This window comes from Kribbella polygonati, from assembly GCF_050320105.1.
Lineage (GTDB): Bacteria > Actinomycetota > Actinomycetes > Propionibacteriales > Kribbellaceae > Kribbella.
Genome location: NZ_CP190129.1, coordinates 5,218,505 through 5,234,554, shown reverse-complemented (window position 1 = coordinate 5,234,554; position 16,050 = coordinate 5,218,505). Strand labels below are relative to the sequence as shown.

General features: G+C 66.4%; 11 protein-coding genes. 5 read left to right on the top strand and 6 right to left on the bottom strand.

Features of this window, described 5'->3' with window-relative positions; genetic code table 11:
* From ACQHIV_RS24740 to ACQHIV_RS24725, 4 genes are all read right to left on the bottom strand, one after another.
* Entirely contained in the window at positions 1 to 1,362 is a 1,362-nt protein-coding gene (locus tag ACQHIV_RS24740; protein WP_427885551.1) for an extracellular solute-binding protein, read from the bottom strand.
* 27 nt (positions 1,363 to 1,389) lie between these two features.
* Complete coding sequence (locus ACQHIV_RS24735) at positions 1,390 to 2,280, bottom strand: carbohydrate ABC transporter permease (RefSeq protein ID WP_427885549.1); 891 nt, start codon at positions 2,278 to 2,280, stop codon at positions 1,390 to 1,392.
* A gap of 3 nt (positions 2,281 to 2,283) precedes the next feature.
* Positions 2,284 to 3,195: a carbohydrate ABC transporter permease gene (locus tag ACQHIV_RS24730; protein WP_427885547.1), complete on the bottom strand. Its 912-nt coding sequence runs from the start codon at positions 3,193 to 3,195 to the stop codon at positions 2,284 to 2,286.
* Between the two features lie 113 nt (positions 3,196 to 3,308).
* Positions 3,309 to 3,977 carry a GntR family transcriptional regulator gene (locus ACQHIV_RS24725; protein ID WP_427885545.1) on the bottom strand — a complete coding sequence of 223 codons (669 nt, stop codon included), beginning with the start codon at positions 3,975 to 3,977 and terminating at the stop codon, positions 3,309 to 3,311.
* 256 nt (positions 3,978 to 4,233) lie between these two features.
* On the opposite strand from ACQHIV_RS24725, the gene ACQHIV_RS24720 reads away from it, so the two are divergent.
* Genes ACQHIV_RS24720 through ACQHIV_RS24705 form a run of 4 tightly spaced genes read left to right on the top strand, consistent with a single transcriptional unit; the run spans position 4,234 to position 11,525 of the window.
* A complete protein-coding gene (locus tag ACQHIV_RS24720) occupies positions 4,234 to 5,514 on the top strand; it encodes an RICIN domain-containing protein (protein WP_427885543.1) in 1,281 nt (426 codons plus the stop codon).
* Entirely contained in the window at positions 5,511 to 6,188 is a 678-nt protein-coding gene (locus ACQHIV_RS24715; protein WP_427885541.1) for an alpha/beta fold hydrolase, read from the top strand. Before ACQHIV_RS24720 ends, ACQHIV_RS24715 begins: the two co-directional genes overlap by 4 nt.
* A gap of 25 nt (positions 6,189 to 6,213) precedes the next feature.
* A complete protein-coding gene (locus ACQHIV_RS24710) occupies positions 6,214 to 9,543 on the top strand; it encodes a sugar-binding protein (RefSeq protein WP_427885539.1) in 3,330 nt (1,109 codons plus the stop codon).
* Positions 9,540 to 11,525 carry a beta-galactosidase gene (locus ACQHIV_RS24705; protein ID WP_427885537.1) on the top strand — a complete coding sequence of 662 codons (1,986 nt, stop codon included), beginning with the start codon at positions 9,540 to 9,542 and terminating at the stop codon, positions 11,523 to 11,525. Before ACQHIV_RS24710 ends, ACQHIV_RS24705 begins: the two co-directional genes overlap by 4 nt.
* On the opposite strand, the gene ACQHIV_RS24700 is transcribed toward ACQHIV_RS24705, so the two are convergent.
* Complete coding sequence (locus tag ACQHIV_RS24700; RefSeq protein WP_427885535.1) at positions 11,510 to 13,465, bottom strand: heparinase II/III domain-containing protein; 1,956 nt, start codon at positions 13,463 to 13,465, stop codon at positions 11,510 to 11,512. The genes ACQHIV_RS24705 and ACQHIV_RS24700 overlap by 16 nt on opposite strands.
* 183 nt (positions 13,466 to 13,648) lie before the next feature.
* Positions 13,649 to 15,634: a hypothetical protein gene (locus ACQHIV_RS24695; protein WP_427885533.1), complete on the bottom strand. Its 1,986-nt coding sequence runs from the start codon at positions 15,632 to 15,634 to the stop codon at positions 13,649 to 13,651.
* A 215-nt stretch (positions 15,635 to 15,849) separates the two neighbouring features.
* Between ACQHIV_RS24695 and ACQHIV_RS24690 the strand changes: the two genes are divergently transcribed.
* On the top strand, positions 15,850 to 16,038 hold the full coding sequence (locus tag ACQHIV_RS24690) for an SDR family NAD(P)-dependent oxidoreductase (protein WP_427885531.1): 189 nt from the start codon (positions 15,850 to 15,852) through the stop codon (positions 16,036 to 16,038).
* Positions 16,039 to 16,050 lie beyond the last annotated feature (12 nt).

The following is a 16,050-nucleotide window of genomic DNA, read 5'->3' as shown; positions in this document are numbered from 1 at the left end:
TCAGCCCTGCGGGGCCTTCTGCTCCTTGGCCCAGGCCTCGGCCTTCGACTGCTGGTCGGCCAGCTCTTTGGAAAGGTCGACCTTCTTGCCGGCCAGCGCTTGTGAGATGGTCGCGGCCATCCAGGGGCGGAAGGTGCGGAACATGAACTGGGGGAAGTACACGTTGCGAGCGGCGGTCGCGCACTTGATGAACGCGTCCGCATAGGGCGAGGTCTTCGCATCGACCCAGTCGGCGTTCTTCCAAGCCGGGAGGATGCCGTAGTTCTGGTAGGCGTACTTCTGGCCGTCCGGGCCGGACAGGAACTTGACGAGTTCCCAGGCGGCGTCCGGGTCCTTGCACTTCGACGAGATCGCCCATTCGCCGGCGCCGACGAACGGCGTCGCGCCGCGCTTGTCGCGGATGCCCTCGGTGACGGCGTACCGCTCGGCCTGGCCGTTGAGGGTCGCGGCGGCCATGGCGACCGGGCTGACGGCCATGTTGATGGCGACGGTGTTGTCCTTCGTGGCCCAGTTCTCCGCGCCCTGGCCGATCTCGAAGCCGGGCGGGCACAGGTGCGCCGAGGCGATCATCTTCTGCAGCCCGGCCTTCACCTCGTCGGTGTCGAAGTGGATCTTCGAGGGGTCCGAGGGGTCTGCCTTGCCCAGATCGAGGCCGTGCGCGAAGTAGACCAGCATGAGGTGCGAGGAGCCCCTCGGGTCGTAGTACAGGCCGTAGCACTGCTTGCCGGTTCGCGGGTTCTTACCGGTGAGCTTCGCAGCCTTGGCCAGGATCTCGTCGATGGTCGGCTGCGCGTTCAGCGGCTCGACGCCGAAGTCTTCGAACAGTTGCCGGTCGTACGCGACTGAGCTGGTGTCCAGGCTGTCCGGTGAGGAGACCTTGCCGGTCGGGTTGCTGGACCACGCCGGGAGGAGGACGCGTTCGGCCGGCGGCTTGAAGATCGAGCCGACGAAGTTCGCCTCCCACTTGTCCTTGTCGTAGTACTTGTTGAGGTCGATCAGCAGGCCCTGGTCGTAGTACGGGTACACCGTGAAGCCGTGGATGATGTCGGCCTGACCGCCCAGCAACAGAGCCTGCGTCTTGCTGGTCGTGGCGGTCGGCGAGTCCGCGACGATGTCCTGGAACGTCGCTTTGCCCTTGTGCGACGTGCCGTCCAGGAAGCCTGTCATACCGCGGTATTTCTGGCGCGTGTTCGCGTCCTCGCCGTCGCGGGCCTTGTAGCCGGTGAGAGCGACGCGCAGGGCCGCGCCGCCGCCCAGGGATCCCGAGGATCCACAGCCCGCAGCAGCGATGCCGATGCCGGTGAGCGCGGTGCTCAGCAGCACCGTACGGCGGGAGACCGGGCGGGTGAGTAGTGCGGTCATGAGTGAACTCCTTCGTGGGGCCGCGGCCTATCCCTTGACGGATGCGTTGGCGACGTTCTGGATGATGTGCCGCTGGAAGATGAGGTAGACCGCGAGCACCGGGATCAGTGACAGGACGGTGGCGGCCATGTTGATGGACGGTGACGAGTACGACTGGGCGCCGGTACTCGACGCGAACGAGGCGATGCCGAGCTGGATCGTGAACTTCTCGGGGCTGTTGATGACGATCAGCGGCCACAGGTACGAGTTCCAGTTGGCGAGGAACTGCAGGATCACCAGAGTCGCGGCGAGTCCCTTGCAGAGCGGCAGGTAGACGGACCGCAGGATGCGCCAGTCACTGGCACCGTCGACGCGGGCCGCTTCGCGCATCTCGGTCGGCAGAGCGTCCAGGTACTGCTTCACCAGGAAGGTCCCGAACGGGTACGCCATCGAGGGCAGCCACAGCGGCCAGTAGGTGTCGAGCAGGTGCAGTCGCGAGAAGGTGAGGAAGTTGGGGATCAGGGTTGCTTCGCCGGGGATCATCATGGTGGCGAGGAGTACAGCGAGGAAGATCCGCGAGCCGGGCGGGCGAATCTTCGACAGCGCGTAGCCGGACAGGAAGGCCGCGCCCACGGACAGCACGATGTCGACGCCGGCGACGAGCAAGGTGTTGCCGTAGAGCCGCCAGATGTCGAGGGACCCGACGGTGAAGTCGTATGCGTCGGTGGATGGATGTGCCGGCCACAGCTGCGGCGGGAACGGGATGCTGTCGCGCGCGTCCGCGTTGAAGCTCGTGCTGAGCATGAACAGGAACGGTGCGATCATCACCAGGCCGCCGATCGCAAGTACGACGTACCCAACGACATGTTTCGGGTTTCGGCGCTTGCTGACCTGAACGGCGAGTGCGGGTCGCGTCACCGTGTCGAGAGCGGTTGCCATGCGTCACGCCTTCTCTCGGAAGATACGGAAGTTGACGGCCGTAACGATGACCATGGCAACGAAGACGATGAAGGAAGCCGCGGAGGCCTTCCCGAACTCGAACGTGTTGAAGCCGGTCCGGTAGATGTAGACCATCAGGGTCGTCAGGACACCTCCGGGTTGACCGTCGCTGCCGCCGATCTGGTAGACGTCGGCAAAGCGCTTGAAGCTGCCGATGCACTGGGTCACGACGACGAAGAAGATCACCGGACGCAGCCCTGGGACAGTCACGTGCCACCATCGTCGTACGGTGCCGGCGCCGTCGCAGGCGGCGGCCTCGTGGAGTTCCGGCGAGACGTTCTGCAGGCCTGCGATCCAGATCAGGATCAGGAAGCCGATGCCGTGCCAGGTCGACATCACGACGACGCCGAGCCTGGCCAGAGCAGGGTCTGCGAAGAACTTGAGCGGCTCGACGCCGAACAGGCCGAGCAAGCTGTTCACCCAGCCGCCGTCGGTCGGGTAGAAGACGTACAGGAAAGCGATGGACACCGAGATCGCCGAGGTGACGTTCGGTGCGAAGAAGATCGACTTGAACAGCGACTGGCAGCGTGGCAGTGAGTTGATCATCGTTGCCGCGAGCAAGCTCAGCGGGATCGACAGCACGAGTGAGCCGACGCCCATGTAGACGGTGTTCCACATGGCCGTCCAGAACATCCCGTCGCTCAGGACCGAGCTGTAGTTGGCCAGACCCACGAACTTGCCGACGACGCCGTTGCTGTCGGTGAAGCTCAGCCAGCCGGCGTTCACCATCGGATAAATGGTGAACGCGAGCAGCGGGATCGTGGTGGGCAGGAACATCAACCACCCGGTCACCGCGCCGTTGGCGCGCCAGCGAGCCACCCGGCCGCGGGCAGGAGTGACTGACGTTACGTTCATGGCGACTTCCTGGTCTCGTGTGGACAGGGGTATCCAGCTCGGGGCGGAGATCAATCCCGCGGTGATGGTGTCGCGGGCGAACGGCTCGAAAGCCGGGTGGGGCCGGTGTCGAGCTAACCCTGTGGGTTGCTCTCCTCGCGGGCGGTGCGGATCCGGTTGCGGGCGCCGAACAGGTGCTCGCTCAGCAGTGCTGCCGCGGCGTCGACGTTGCCGGACCGCATCACCTTGAGCAGGTCGGCATGTGCCTCCGCCGAGGGATGCAGGTCGGCGTCCTGTGCGTTCGATGCCTCGAGCAACACGTGGAACGTCGGCCGATGCTGCGCCCAGGTGCTCTGCAGCCGGCGATGCCCGGACAGCTCGTACAGCTTCGAATGGAACTCCAGATCCGCTGCCGCGTAGTCGGCGGCGGACCCGTCGTCGGCGGCGGCACGAAGTTCGCTCAGCGACTGTTCGAGCAGCGACCAGTCGGCGTCTGCTCGCCGCATCGTCTCTCGGAGCGCGAGGAGCTCGAGCGCCTCGCGCAGTGAGTACAGCTCGTCGACGTCGGCCGAGGTCAGGCCGGCGACGGCCACGCCGCGTCGTTGCGGCTCGACCAGGCCTTCGTTGATCAGCAACCGGAGCGCATCACGTACCGGGCCACGGCTGACGTCGAACTGGACGGACAGGCTGTCCTCGACCAGGCGATCGCCCGGCTTCAGCCGTCCCGTCACGATCATCACCCGCAGCTCGTGAGCGATCTGCTCGCCGAGCGGTGCTTGCCGGACAGGTCTGGATACGCTCATCAGTTTCCCTCACCGTCAATCGTCGACCGTTAACGGTTGACGATACTGCATCCTGGGTCGACTACGTGAACGTTGTCAAGACCTCGAATGCCGCGGATTTTAGTGATCGGTAAGGCATTGACGGCGACGATCCGGCGACTCTACGGTCAACCATTATCCGTTGACCGTTAACGGTCAACGAAGACTGGCGCCGCCCGCGTGCTGCGCGCCTCACCCTCTTGCTCCGGCTCTGGAGCGTGCCCGAATGGAGACGGCGATGGATTCGATGAGCCTGGGCGCCGGACCGCCCAGACGCGCCTACCCGCCCAGCAGGCGGGCGTTGCTCGGCGGTACGGCGGGGGTCGCGTTAGGCGCCCTGCTGCCCAGCCCCACGGCGAGAGCTGCACTCGGGGCGCTGGATGATGCGGCGGCGGGTGCCGCGCTGCCCGCACCGCCGGCCGCTGGTTCGTGGCAGCTGGTGGATTCGCTGAGCGACGACTTCGCCGGCTCCGCGTTCGATCCGGTCAGGTGGCGCACCGGGCTGTGGTACTCGACCTCCGGAGTCGGCGCGTTCAATCCGGCCAATGTCTCCGTTGCTGGCAGCAACCTCCTGCTCACCGCGAAGCAGGAGTCCTACAACGGCAAGAGCTACACCTTCGGCGCCGTGCAGTCGCTGTTCGAGATCCCAGGTGTCAACACGTACGTCGAAGTCCGGGCAAAGATGCTCAACTCACAAGCCAACGTTCTCAGCGCGATCTGGATGCAGACCGCTCCCGGGACCGCGCGGAACGACCCGAACCCGGAGATCGACATCGAGGAGACCTTCAACTTCACCGGTCTCCGTACCGGCCTGCACGTCTGGCCGACCACGTCGTCGACCATCGGATGGGGCCCGTACCTGTGGGACGCGGGCATCCCGGACATCAGTACCGACTATCACCTCTACGGCCTCGAACGCCGGGACGGCCGGCTGCGGGTGTACTTCGACGGCCAGTTGGGGATCGACCTGGCACCACCGGACCTGTCGATGCTCAACATGTCCCGGCGGATGCTGTTCAGCCTCGAGGGCCACCTGGGTCAGCCGAACGACGCCTACCTTCCGGCGAGCTTCGCGATCGACTACGTGCGTACGTACTACGCCGTGCCGAGCATGGCGGACCCTTCCGGTCAGCACCGAGTGGTCAACCGCAAGAGCGGCCTGGTGCTCACGGCCGCGACTTCGGGAGATGCGGTTACGCAGGAGGCGTGGACAGGGTCGGCACCGCAACTGTGGACGATCGCGCGGACGGACGACTGGACGTACACGCTGGTCAATGCGGCCACAGGTGGCTATCTCGATCTCAAGGACGGCTACACCCAGAACGGTGTCCCCCTCGTACAGAATCCGACGCCCACTACGACCGGAAGCCAGCGCTGGCATGTGCTGCCGACGGATTCGGGCTTCTTGAAGCTGCAGTCGCGATTGAGTGGCAAGGCGGCCGCATCGGTGGATCCGGGCGTGCAGATCGTCGAGATGGACTTCGGTGACGCGCAGAACGATCAGTGGATGGTCCAGTGAAACTGCACAAGCACACGTGGGGGACCGGCGACCGGGTGGTTCTGCTGGTGCACGGGCTGACCGACGATCACACGACCTGGTGGCGCGTGGGGCCGGCCATCGCGGACAGGGGGTACCGGGTGGTGGCGCCGGACCTGCGCGGGCACGGGCTCAGTGCGCGAGCGACGACGTACACCTTGACCGACTTCGCCGCTGATCTGGCCGAGTCGCTGTCGGTCGGCGCGGATGTCGCGATCGGCAACTCGCTGGGTGGTCTGGCGTTGTCCGGGGCGGTCGAGCGGTTGAGACCGCTGCGGGCGATTTACCTGGACATCGGCTGGACGCCGATTCCCAGTACGCCGACGCGGTTCGTGCCGCGGTCCGCGGAGTACACCAGCCGGAGGCATCCGGCTTGGTGCGAGGCCGACGTACAGGCGGAGATCTCGGCGGACGGCCGCTGCGATCCGGAAGTGATGTGGCAGATCGCGGCGGAGTTCAACCGCGGGATGGAGCCACCGCCGCTGGTCGCCCCGTCACTCGTCGTCGCCGCGGGCGACGGCCCGATGGTGCCGCCGGCACGACAGGACGAGCTGCGATCCCTGGGGTTCGCCGTTCGCGAGGTACCGCGATCGGGGCATGTCATGCACCGGGATCGCTTCGAGGACTTCATGGCCGCACTCGACGGCTGGATCTGACCCCCTGACTCTGGAGGCGCCCACCATGCACACCGAAGAATCGCAGGACCGGCCGGGCTGGACTCGCCGTGGATTCATCGCCGGCGTCGCGATCCCGGCCGGTGCGGCCGCGATCGGCCTCGACTGGCTGACCACACCGACCGCCCTCGCGACGGGATCGGCGGCAACCGACCAGCCCGTGATGATCAGCGACTTCGAGACCGGGCTCGACGGCTGGGTGGTCCGTGACGGGCTCGAGTTCGATCCCGACCACGTTGTCGTCTTCGGTTTCGAGCAGTCGAGCGCGCGGGCGAACACCGGCTCGTACTCGGGCCTGCTGACCACCGACTTCAGCCACGGGGCGAAGACCAACGCGTACGTCGCGATTCGCAAGGACTTCAGCTACCCCGGCAGGATCCCGCCGACCGGCATGGACATCCAGGAGCTGACCTTCTGGACGTACCCGGTGAACATCGGGAGGTTCCTGCTGCGGGCCACAGACTCGACCGGGCAGACCCACCAGCAGCATCTGGTCGTCGGGCAACAGAACCAATGGCTCGAGCTCACCGTCAGCACCTTCACCGGATCCAGCCACTGGGGTGGCGCGAACGACGGAGTCTGGCACGGTCCGGTCGCAGCCATCGAGCTGCTGGTCGCACGGTCCGAGCTCTACGCACCGAACACGGTCGCTCAGTGCTGGATCGACACCATGCAGGCAACTGTCACGCCGCTGCCGTTGGCTCTGACGCAGACCGCGCTGGGCAGCATCTTCCCGGTCACGACCGCGGCGTTCTCGGTCGACACCTCAGCTCCCGAGATCACCTGGCGGATTCAGGACGTCTGGGGTAATCAGATCGCCTCCCGGACCGTGACACCGGAATCAGGTGAACCAGTAACGATTCCCGCGGCGGAGTACGGGTACTACGACCTGACCGTGACCGCGGGAGACGCCACGCTCGACACACCGTTCGCGGCGCTGCCCCCGCTCGACCCGGCCCGCGCGACGCCGGAACAGTTCGGGTTCTCCACGCACTTCGGCCGGTGGGGCACCGATCCGATCGACCTGATGGCCTTCTCCGGAGCACGCCAGGCGCGCGACGGCGTCGGATGGGCGACCGTCGAGAAGGCGGCCGGCACTTACACGATCCCCGCTGCGGCGGACGCGTGGATGCAGAAGCTGCACGACAACAACATCCCGGTCCTGACGATTCCGTTCGGCGACAACCCGGTCTACGACGGCGGCAAGACGCCGTACACCGACGCCGGCATCGCCGCGTTCGCCGCCTACGCAGTCGAGCTGGTGAACCACTGGGGGCCGCAGTTGGGCGGTGTCGAGGTCTGGAACGAGTACAACATCCCGCAGTTCTCCACCGGTCCGGGTGCTACGGACGTGCACAACTACGAGAAGATCCTCGAGGCGACGTACGCCGCGGTGAAGGCCGTCCGGCCCGACCTGCCGGTACTCGGGCCGGCGACATCCGGTGTGCCGATGACATGGCTGGAGGACCTCTTCAAGCTCGGGGCCCTGAACCACCTCGACGTCGTGTCGGTCCACCCGTACCGCTACATGTCCCCACCAGAGGGGCTCGACGATCAGATGCAGCAGCTCGACGCGCTGGTCAAGCAGTACAACGGCGGCGTCAGCAAGCCGATCTGGATCTCCGAGATCGGCTGGCCGACCGACACCCAGCATCACGTGAGCGAGCGAGCCCAGGCGGAGGACTTCGTTCGCGCCTGTGTGCTGGCCGTCTCGGTCGGCGTCGAACGGTTCTTCTGGTACGACCTCGTCAACGACGGACTGGATCGCACCTACAACGAGAACAACTACGGCGTACTCCGGGCGGTGAACGACCCGCTGGGCGAGTACACACCGAAGCCCGCGTACGTCGCGTTCGGGGTGATGAACCGGCAGTTGGCCGGTACGACGTACGACCGCCGCGAGACCGCCGTACCTGCCGGAGTGCGCAGCTACGTGTTCCGGGACGCCGCCGCAGAGACTCGGGTGATGTGGTCCACCACCGGCCGCCAGGACGTCACGCTGACGACGGCCGGAGCAGTGCAGATCACCGACATGATGGGCCGTTCGCGGAGCTATCAGCCCGACGAGTCGCGGGTGTTCGTCTCCCTGGGTGGGGATCCGGTGTTCGTCAGCGGCACCATCAGCGCGGTCATCGCGGGGTCGACGATCGCGATCGAGGCCGGCGCGGTGGCGATCGGCGACAGCGTGCCGATCACGTTGCGCGTCGACGCCACAGGCTCGAGTACGCCGGTGCCGGCGAGCTTCTGCATCATCGGATCGACGGCACCCGAGACCCTGACCGCCGCGGCCGGCACCGTCGCGCTTCGTACCGTATCGGTTCCTGGGCTCGACCAGGTCGGTACCCGGACGGTCATCGCCGACGTGAAGCTCCGCGGCCGCCGCGCCGCCCGGATCGCCGCCGACGTACCGGTTCTCGTGCCGCTGACCGTGCAGGTCGCGTCGTTGGTCGTGGCCGCGGCCCCGCTCCAAACTCAACTGACCGTATCCGTCACCAACAACTCCTCGACCCAGACGCGCACTATCAGCACCATTGCCTGGACCGTCGGTCCGCAGAACGGGACTCTGGACGTCAACTCGAGGCTAGCCGCCGGCGCGTCGACCCAGATCGTGGTGCCGCTGCCCGCGGGTCTCTTGCCGTGGAAGCCGTACGACGCGTCGGTCACGGTGCACGCCGACTCGCTTGCTACCGCGACCAAGACGCTCAAGGCAACGTTCGCCCCAGTGCCAAGACGTACGATCACCGTCGACGGAACGCTCGATGCAGGCGTGTCCGATCTTCCGGCCATGGATCTGTCGGCCGACGGCCGATGGACAACCCTCAACGCATCCCAGCCCTACGCCGGCGCCGGCGATGCCGGCGGGAAGGCCTGGCTGTTCTTCGACGACGGCCACCTCCACCTGGTTGCGGCGATCACCGACAACACGTTCTCGCAGAACTACACCGGCGCGAACACCTGGCAGGGCGACAGCATCCAGTTCGCGATCGCGGCCGGCTCACCGGCGTCCGGCGGACCGACGCCGTACCGCTTCGCGCTCGCGCTCACGCCCTCGGGTCCGCAACTGAACCGCGACCTGGCGCCCGCCGGCGTCGCACTCGGACTCGTGACCGCTGCGACCGTCGCCATCGGACGCAACGGCACCACGACGGTGTACGAGGCGGCGATTCCCTGGGCGGAGACGCCGCTCAACGCCACGACCGGACCGTTCGCGTTCGACCTGCTGTACAACGACAACGACGGCAGCGGCCGCAAGGGATACCTCGAATGGGGCGTGAGCCTCGGCTCGGGCAGCCCCGACCCGTCTCAGTTCTTCGCCTGTCAGCTGGCACAGGCATGAGCAAGTGGCTTCCAGGGGTCACGTCGATCAGCTACGGCGGCGACTACAACCCCGAGCAGTGGCCGGAGGAGACCTGGGCCGAAGACATCGAGTTGATGCGGCAAGCGGGGGTCAACCTGGTCAGCATCGGCATCTTCTCCTGGGCGATGCTCGAACCCCGCCCGGGGCAGTACGACTTCGGATGGATGGACCGGCTGTTCGCCCTGCTCCACGGGGCGGGCATTCGGGTCAGTCTCGGTACGCCGACCGCCTCGCCGCCGGCCTGGTTCTTTCATCAGCATCCCGAGGCCCGGGTGGTGACCCGGGACGGGACGGTCCTCGGATTCGGTTCCCGTGGAATGGCCAGTCCGAGCTCACCGGCGTACCGGGAAGCCAGCGTCTCCATCGCACGGGCGTTGGCTCGTCGCTACGGCAACCATCCGGCGCTCGCGCTCTGGCATGTGCACAACGAGTACGGCGCACCTGTCTCCGAGTGCTACTCCGACGACAGTGTCCGTGCCTTCAGACGCTGGCTGCAGGAGCGCTACGGATCGCTCGATGCCCTCAACCGCGCGTGGGGTACGGCGTTCTGGGGCCAGCGTTACGGGGAATGGGAACAGGTCTCGGCGCCCGCCGCGTCCGCGAGTGTGGTGAATCCGGCGCAGCGCCTGGACTTCGCGCGGTTCACGTCCGACGCGTTGCTGCAGTGCTTCATCGCCGAGCGCGATGCGATTCGTGCGGAGTGTCCCGGCGTACCGATCACCACCAACTTCATGGCCGGATCCTGCCCGGCCGTCGACCTGTGGAAATGGGCCGGCGAAGTGGACGTCGTTGCCAACGACCACTACCTGGACGCTGCCGATCCGTGCAACCACGTCGGCCTGGCGTTGTCGGCCGACCTCACCCGGTCGATCGCCGGCGGTCGGCCCTGGATTCTGATGGAACATTCGACATCCGCGGTCAACTGGCAACCTCGCAACGTCGCGAAACGGCCCGGTGAGCTGGCCCGCAACGCACTGACCCATCTCGGCCGCGGCGCCGACGCGGTGATGTTCTTCCAATGGCGAGCTTCGCGGGCAGGTGCGGAGAAGTTCCACTCGGCGATGCTGCCGCACGCCGGAACCAGGAGCCGGGTCTGGCGCGAGGTGCGCGACTTGGGGGAGAACCTCGCGCGGCTGGACGAGGTCGTCGGCTCCGAGGTACGTGCGGAGGTCGCGATCCTGTGGGACTGGGAGTCGTTCTGGGCGCAGGACCTGGAATGGCGCCCGAGCGTCGACGTGTCCCATCGGGAACGGATCAACGCCTTCTACGATCGGCTCTGGCGGGACGGGATCACGGTCGACTTCGCCCATCCCGAGTCCGACCTGACGGCGTACAAGCTGGTCGTCGCACCGGCGTCGTACCTCCTCACGAAGCGGGCGGCGAGCAACATCCGCCGGTACGTCGAAGGCGGTGGCACCTTCGTGATGTCGTACTTCTCGGCAATCGTGGACGAACACGACGCCGTACATCCCGGAGGCTATGGCGCGCCGTTGCGGGACGTACTCGGCCTCACCGTCGAGGAGCTCCTGCCGTTGCGCGCCGGGGAACAGGTGCGGCTGTCGGGAGGCGTCACGAGTGACGTGTGGTCCGAGGACATCGCGCTGGAAGGCGCCGAGGTACTGGCCACCTTCGAGGACGGGCCGGCGGCCGGGAAGCCAGCCATCACCCGCCACGGATCGGCGTACTACGTTGCGGCTCGACTGGGCGTCGAGGATCTGACCTCCGTCCTGCGCCCGGCGTACGACGATGCAGGGATCGTGCCGTCCGCCACTCCGGAGGGGGTCGAGGTGATGATGCGCCGGTCGGCGGACAACGACTATCTGATCGTCGTGAACCACACCGACCGTCCGGTGGACCTTCCAGTTACAGGGACGGACCTACTCACCGCCTCGACATCTGGGTCGAAGCTCGAGGCGGGCGGAGTTCGCGTCTGCAGCGGCTCGGGTCAGGCGATGCGGTAGAGGGAGCCACCGGCGGAGATGCCGATGGAGGTGCGGGTGCCGGCGACGGTCAGGTCGATGATGGTTGTGGTGCCGGAGGTGCGGACTGCGTAGGTGACGCCACGGGTTGCTCTCGCGGGGACGATGAAGGAGAGGATCGAGGCGGCGTAGCCGTTTCGGGCGAACATCAGGGTGGGGGCTGGGTTGCGGGTGGTGATGTTGGGGTAGTGCCAGCCCTGGATGGGGTTGGTCTGGCCTTGCTTGATCAGGATCGCGCCGGGTGGGAGGGCCTGCTTGTAGGGCACTTGGAACAGGATCGTCCGGGTCGTGTCGCCGGGTTTCATCGCCAGCGCGGTGGTGCGGGAGTAGACGGTGGCTTTCTGGTCCGACGGCAGGTGCCATAGCGTCTGGAACTGCTGGGCCGTGGTCGAGGTCGCGCGGTCCAGCGACACGATCAGGTCCGGATCCTTCAGCACCAGCACGGCGCGGGTGCGGTTGATCCCGGCGCCTGGCACGTCTTTGAATTCGTAGAACTCCGACGTAGCGGCGATGTTGGAGCGGGTCAGCTTCGTCGCCGGGTACTTCTCCGCCGACAGCGGTGTCGTCATCGTGCTGGCCGAGAACTGGCCCTTGGTCCACGTCCGCCAGGCGTCGTTCTGGTAGCCGGCGTGGCCACCGGTGATGAGGATGTCGCGGCCGCGGGAGGTGTAGGTGATGCCGGTGTGGTCGCTGTGGCCGTGCAGTGCGCGTGACGGCCCGAACCGGATGCTGTAGGTCGATTCTTGCGAGAACGGGCGGGTCTGTCCCCAGCCGGTGCGGCCGAAGACGTAGCCCGCGGAGTAGATACCGACGCGCTGCTGCGGGACGGTTCCCTTGGTGCCGAGGGATGCGGCGTATTCGGCGGAGGTGCCGGGGAACTGGCCCGTCGCCATCAGTTCGGAGTCGCCGATCTGGTGCAGCTTGCCGAGTGAGTTGGTGGCGAGCGCGAGCCACTCGGCCAGTTTCGCCCGCCGTTCGGTGATCGTCGTACCCGGATCGACCCCGCAGTCCTGCAGAACCGTGACCGCTCGTCCCCAGAGCGAGTAGTTGAACTGTGCGTACCCCGTCGACTGCTCGTTGGTCGCGCCCTCCGGATCGATCGAGGTGGTGATGCCCGCCGCGAGGCGGTCCTGTGCGGTCTGCTTGTAGTCCGCGCGATCGAGGGTGCAGCCGACTCCGAACAGCGCGATGCTTTCGTCGGTGCCGTGGTTCCAGGCACCGGACCAGTTCGCGGTGAGGAAGGTGGCGTGGTCGATCAGCGCCTGGTCGAGCCAGTCGTACTCCGGCGGCAGTGTGGTTTGTGCGAGCCCGGCCAGGACTGCTTGGCGGAGGCAGACCAGCACGTTGGTGCGGTGCATGGTGGACTCGTAGGCGCCGATGTCGGACTTCCATGAGTACGGGTTGTCGGTGACCCAGTCCTTCGCGATCGCGGTGACGTGGTCCATCGCGACGGTGTCGCCGGTCGCGGCGGCGGAGATGCCCTTCCCGAGCCAGCGCAGCGAGTGGAACCACATGTACCAGCTGGGGTTGCTGTACGGGTTCGACCGCCAGTTGATGTTCCCGTTGCCGTCGCCCACCTGGTACGGCGCGAACGTGCTCCAGGTGAAGGTGTCCTTGAGAAGATTCGCGACCGGATTCGGGGCGTCGATCCCGCTGTACCCAGGACACGTGTACCTGCCGGCGGCCTGCAACGCCGTACTGGCGGCCTTGATATCCGTTGCCGGCGCAGCGGTCGGCTTGATCACGGTGCTCCGGCCCGCGCTGAACTGCGCAACCTTGGGCTCCGGCAGATCCGGCCGGACGGCAATCCCGGCCGACCGACCGGGCGACGGGGCGGCGGACGACCCACTGGTGATCACCAGGGTGGCCACTACGGCGGCAGCCGAGGCCGTAGCGATCCAGCCGACCAACTTTGCAGACATGACAGCTTCCCCACCCTGTTGAACCCTGCTGACACCGCCCCCACGGCCTGACCATCCGGCCTAGCCCGCAGCCGACTCCCCAGTAATCGTTGTCAGCACGCCCCGCGTTACAGCCGCCCCCCGGTTGGTGAGCCTGCTCTACCTCCAGTCGTGCACAGCGAGGTACGGGGTCGCCGCGAGTGGTCAGGTCGTGCTGCTGATGACGGTGAGGTCGGCGTTCGCGCCGACGGTCGAGGTTCGGGTCATACGGAGGAGGTTCTCGAGGCGGAAGAGGCGCATCAGGTCGTCGCTCGGCTGCGTGGGAAGTGGATCCACTCGGAGCCGGTTGTATGCCATCTCGCTCACGTGCGGCTGAACGATGACGACGCGGAGCGGGTCGGACGCCGACCGGCTGTCGAACGCATTGAGGAACTCGATCCGGTCAGGAAGCCGGACGCCGTGGTCCCAAGTGGCCGGCTTGGCGACCGGCGGATTGTCCAGCCGGTCCCGAAGGGCATCGAGGTCGGAGAACCAGAGCAGGTTCTTCTCCGCCTGGCTGGTGACGACCTCGTACACCGCTGCCGAGATGCCACGTCGCGGGGAATCGTTGCCAGCCCCCTTGACATGGATGAAGGTGAGTACGCCGGAATCGGACACGTGGACGAAATCGGCGACCTCGCCTGCTCCGTCATCGCAGGTCAGCCATCCTTCGGGGTAGTGCTGAACCACCCAGTCGAACAGCGAGTTCCCACCGATCCCGGTCTTCTCGTGGATCTCCTGGGGCGACTTCGTGTCCGGCTTCTCCTGCTTCAGCCGGTAGCCGGAGAAGTCGTGGAATTCCCAGTTCGGAAAGGGATCGCGGGGGATCCTGGCCGTCCACAGTTCGCCGTCGACGTACGCGTGCCCAGATTTGTAGTAGATGCTCAGCAGGCGCGGATACTGCAATGCAGCGCAGACCTGTGCGACAACAGCCGGATCGCCCGGCTGAGTCAACGGATCATGCCCGGTAGTCAGTGTGTATCCGCCGCCTGCCTGGCTGACCGTCGTCGCCAGCCTGCCGCCCGTCGAGCCGTTGAGACCCACTTCGAGTTTGAAATCCGCGGTCGGGCCGCCATGAACGATCAGGGTGGAGTCGGCCAGCAGATCCGCGGCGTCGAACTCCTCGTCGGCGATGTTGCCGGTCAACAGTTCGGGATCCATGACAGAGATGTCGTAGGCTCCCGATACGGCGCTCAGGTCGGTCACCCGCCGGGCGAACACCCTCAGCGCGCGAGGCTGAGCTGAACCCGTGGCGATCTCCTGTTCGAGCAGCTCGAGCAGTTCGAGGACGGCCATCACGAAATCCGGGAAGTCCGCCGAGGCCCTGAACCAGACCGACGACCTGCGCGGTGTCGTACCCACGACACCTTTGAGGACTACGCGACTCGGATCGTCCGCCAACGCGGCTTTCGCCGAACCCATCACGAACGACGAGTCCTCCCATGGAGTGACGGCGTCCTCGAGCGACCCACCGCCGAGGTTCTTCACATCAGGACGCAGTTTGCTTCTGCGGTGAGTGCCTCGGAGCCACAAGTTCTTGGCTTCTCCTTGCAGCAGCGCGTTCTCCAGCACGACAGGGTCCAGCCGCTGGAACGGTAGCCGTGGCTCCTTGTTCAGCCGGCGTTGCAGCCGCTCCTCGACGGCTCCGTCGGCGCGTACCGCAACCAGGTCGCCTCGTCGCAGTACGACGGTCAGGTCGTGTGCAACGTCGAGGAATCCGGCTGCTGATTCACCCCATGACGGCGTTTGCTCGGTACGCCGGACGAACCCGCCGAGCTGGTCGACGCCGTACTGAGCAGCCCGCCCTTCCGCTGTTTCCGTGCTCCTCGACATCGCGACGATGTCTACTGCTTGCCCCTGCCGCCGACGGCCCGGTGTCGCCAGATATGCCTCGAGTTCACCGAACGCCGCGACCGGGTCCGCCGACAGGCACTGCAGTACCACCACGGTGACGTACGGGCGCAGGCTCTCCCACCGAAGCGCCGGCAATTGTTCTTCGCTCAATGCCCCACCCCCTGATGCGAGCTGAGAGGATAGCTCACGGAGTGTGACAAGCGGAATACCTTGTGATAGGTGCCGGCAGGGGTGAGTACGCCGATGCCGTCCGTGCCCGGGTTCGGTACGACATGCTGACCAGGAGTCGACGTGCAAGCCGATCGGTTGTCCGATGAAGGCGGACGCGAAGACCGGCAGCGAGCTCGAGACTCCGCCGTCGGTGCGGGGATCACCTGCGGAGTTCTGTTGCCGAGCGCAACCACCCGTCCGGCGCACTAAGCTCGGGCGAGTACGCATGAACGGCGTGGGGGGACAAGATCGGTGAGTGGCGGGGTGGCCGGTCTAGAGCTGGAGGCCATCGTGGAGAGCTCGTGTTCGATCTCCAGGGAGAAGTTGCGGTGGTGACCGGAGCTGCGAGCGGCATCGGGAGGGCGATCGTTCGCGGGCTCTCGAGCGAGGGCATTCGGGTCGGTTGTGTCGACCTACCAGCCGGGTTATGCCGCGACGCCGATGAACCTGCGCCCCCGAGGTTGCGGAGCAGGTGGCCATGTTCGAAGTAGGCAAGTACCGAA

Excerpts from the sequence above, each read along its gene's own strand:
- ACQHIV_RS24735 (WP_427885549.1), bottom strand. The coding sequence starts at position 2,280 with ATGGCAACCGCTCTCGACACGGTGACGCGACCCGCACTCGCCGTTCAG.
- ACQHIV_RS24740 (WP_427885551.1), bottom strand. The coding sequence starts at position 1,362 with ATGACCGCACTACTCACCCGCCCGGTCTCCCGCCGTACGGTGCTGCTG.
- ACQHIV_RS24700 (WP_427885535.1), bottom strand. The coding sequence starts at position 13,465 with ATGTCTGCAAAGTTGGTCGGCTGGATCGCTACGGCCTCGGCTGCCGCC.
- ACQHIV_RS24710 (WP_427885539.1), top strand. The coding sequence starts at position 6,214 with ATGCACACCGAAGAATCGCAGGACCGGCCGGGCTGGACTCGCCGTGGA.
- ACQHIV_RS24720 (WP_427885543.1), top strand. The coding sequence starts at position 4,234 with ATGGATTCGATGAGCCTGGGCGCCGGACCGCCCAGACGCGCCTACCCG.
- ACQHIV_RS24705 (WP_427885537.1), top strand. The coding sequence starts at position 9,540 with ATGAGCAAGTGGCTTCCAGGGGTCACGTCGATCAGCTACGGCGGCGAC.
- ACQHIV_RS24730 (WP_427885547.1), bottom strand. The coding sequence starts at position 3,195 with ATGAACGTAACGTCAGTCACTCCTGCCCGCGGCCGGGTGGCTCGCTGG.
- ACQHIV_RS24725 (WP_427885545.1), bottom strand. The coding sequence starts at position 3,977 with ATGAGCGTATCCAGACCTGTCCGGCAAGCACCGCTCGGCGAGCAGATC.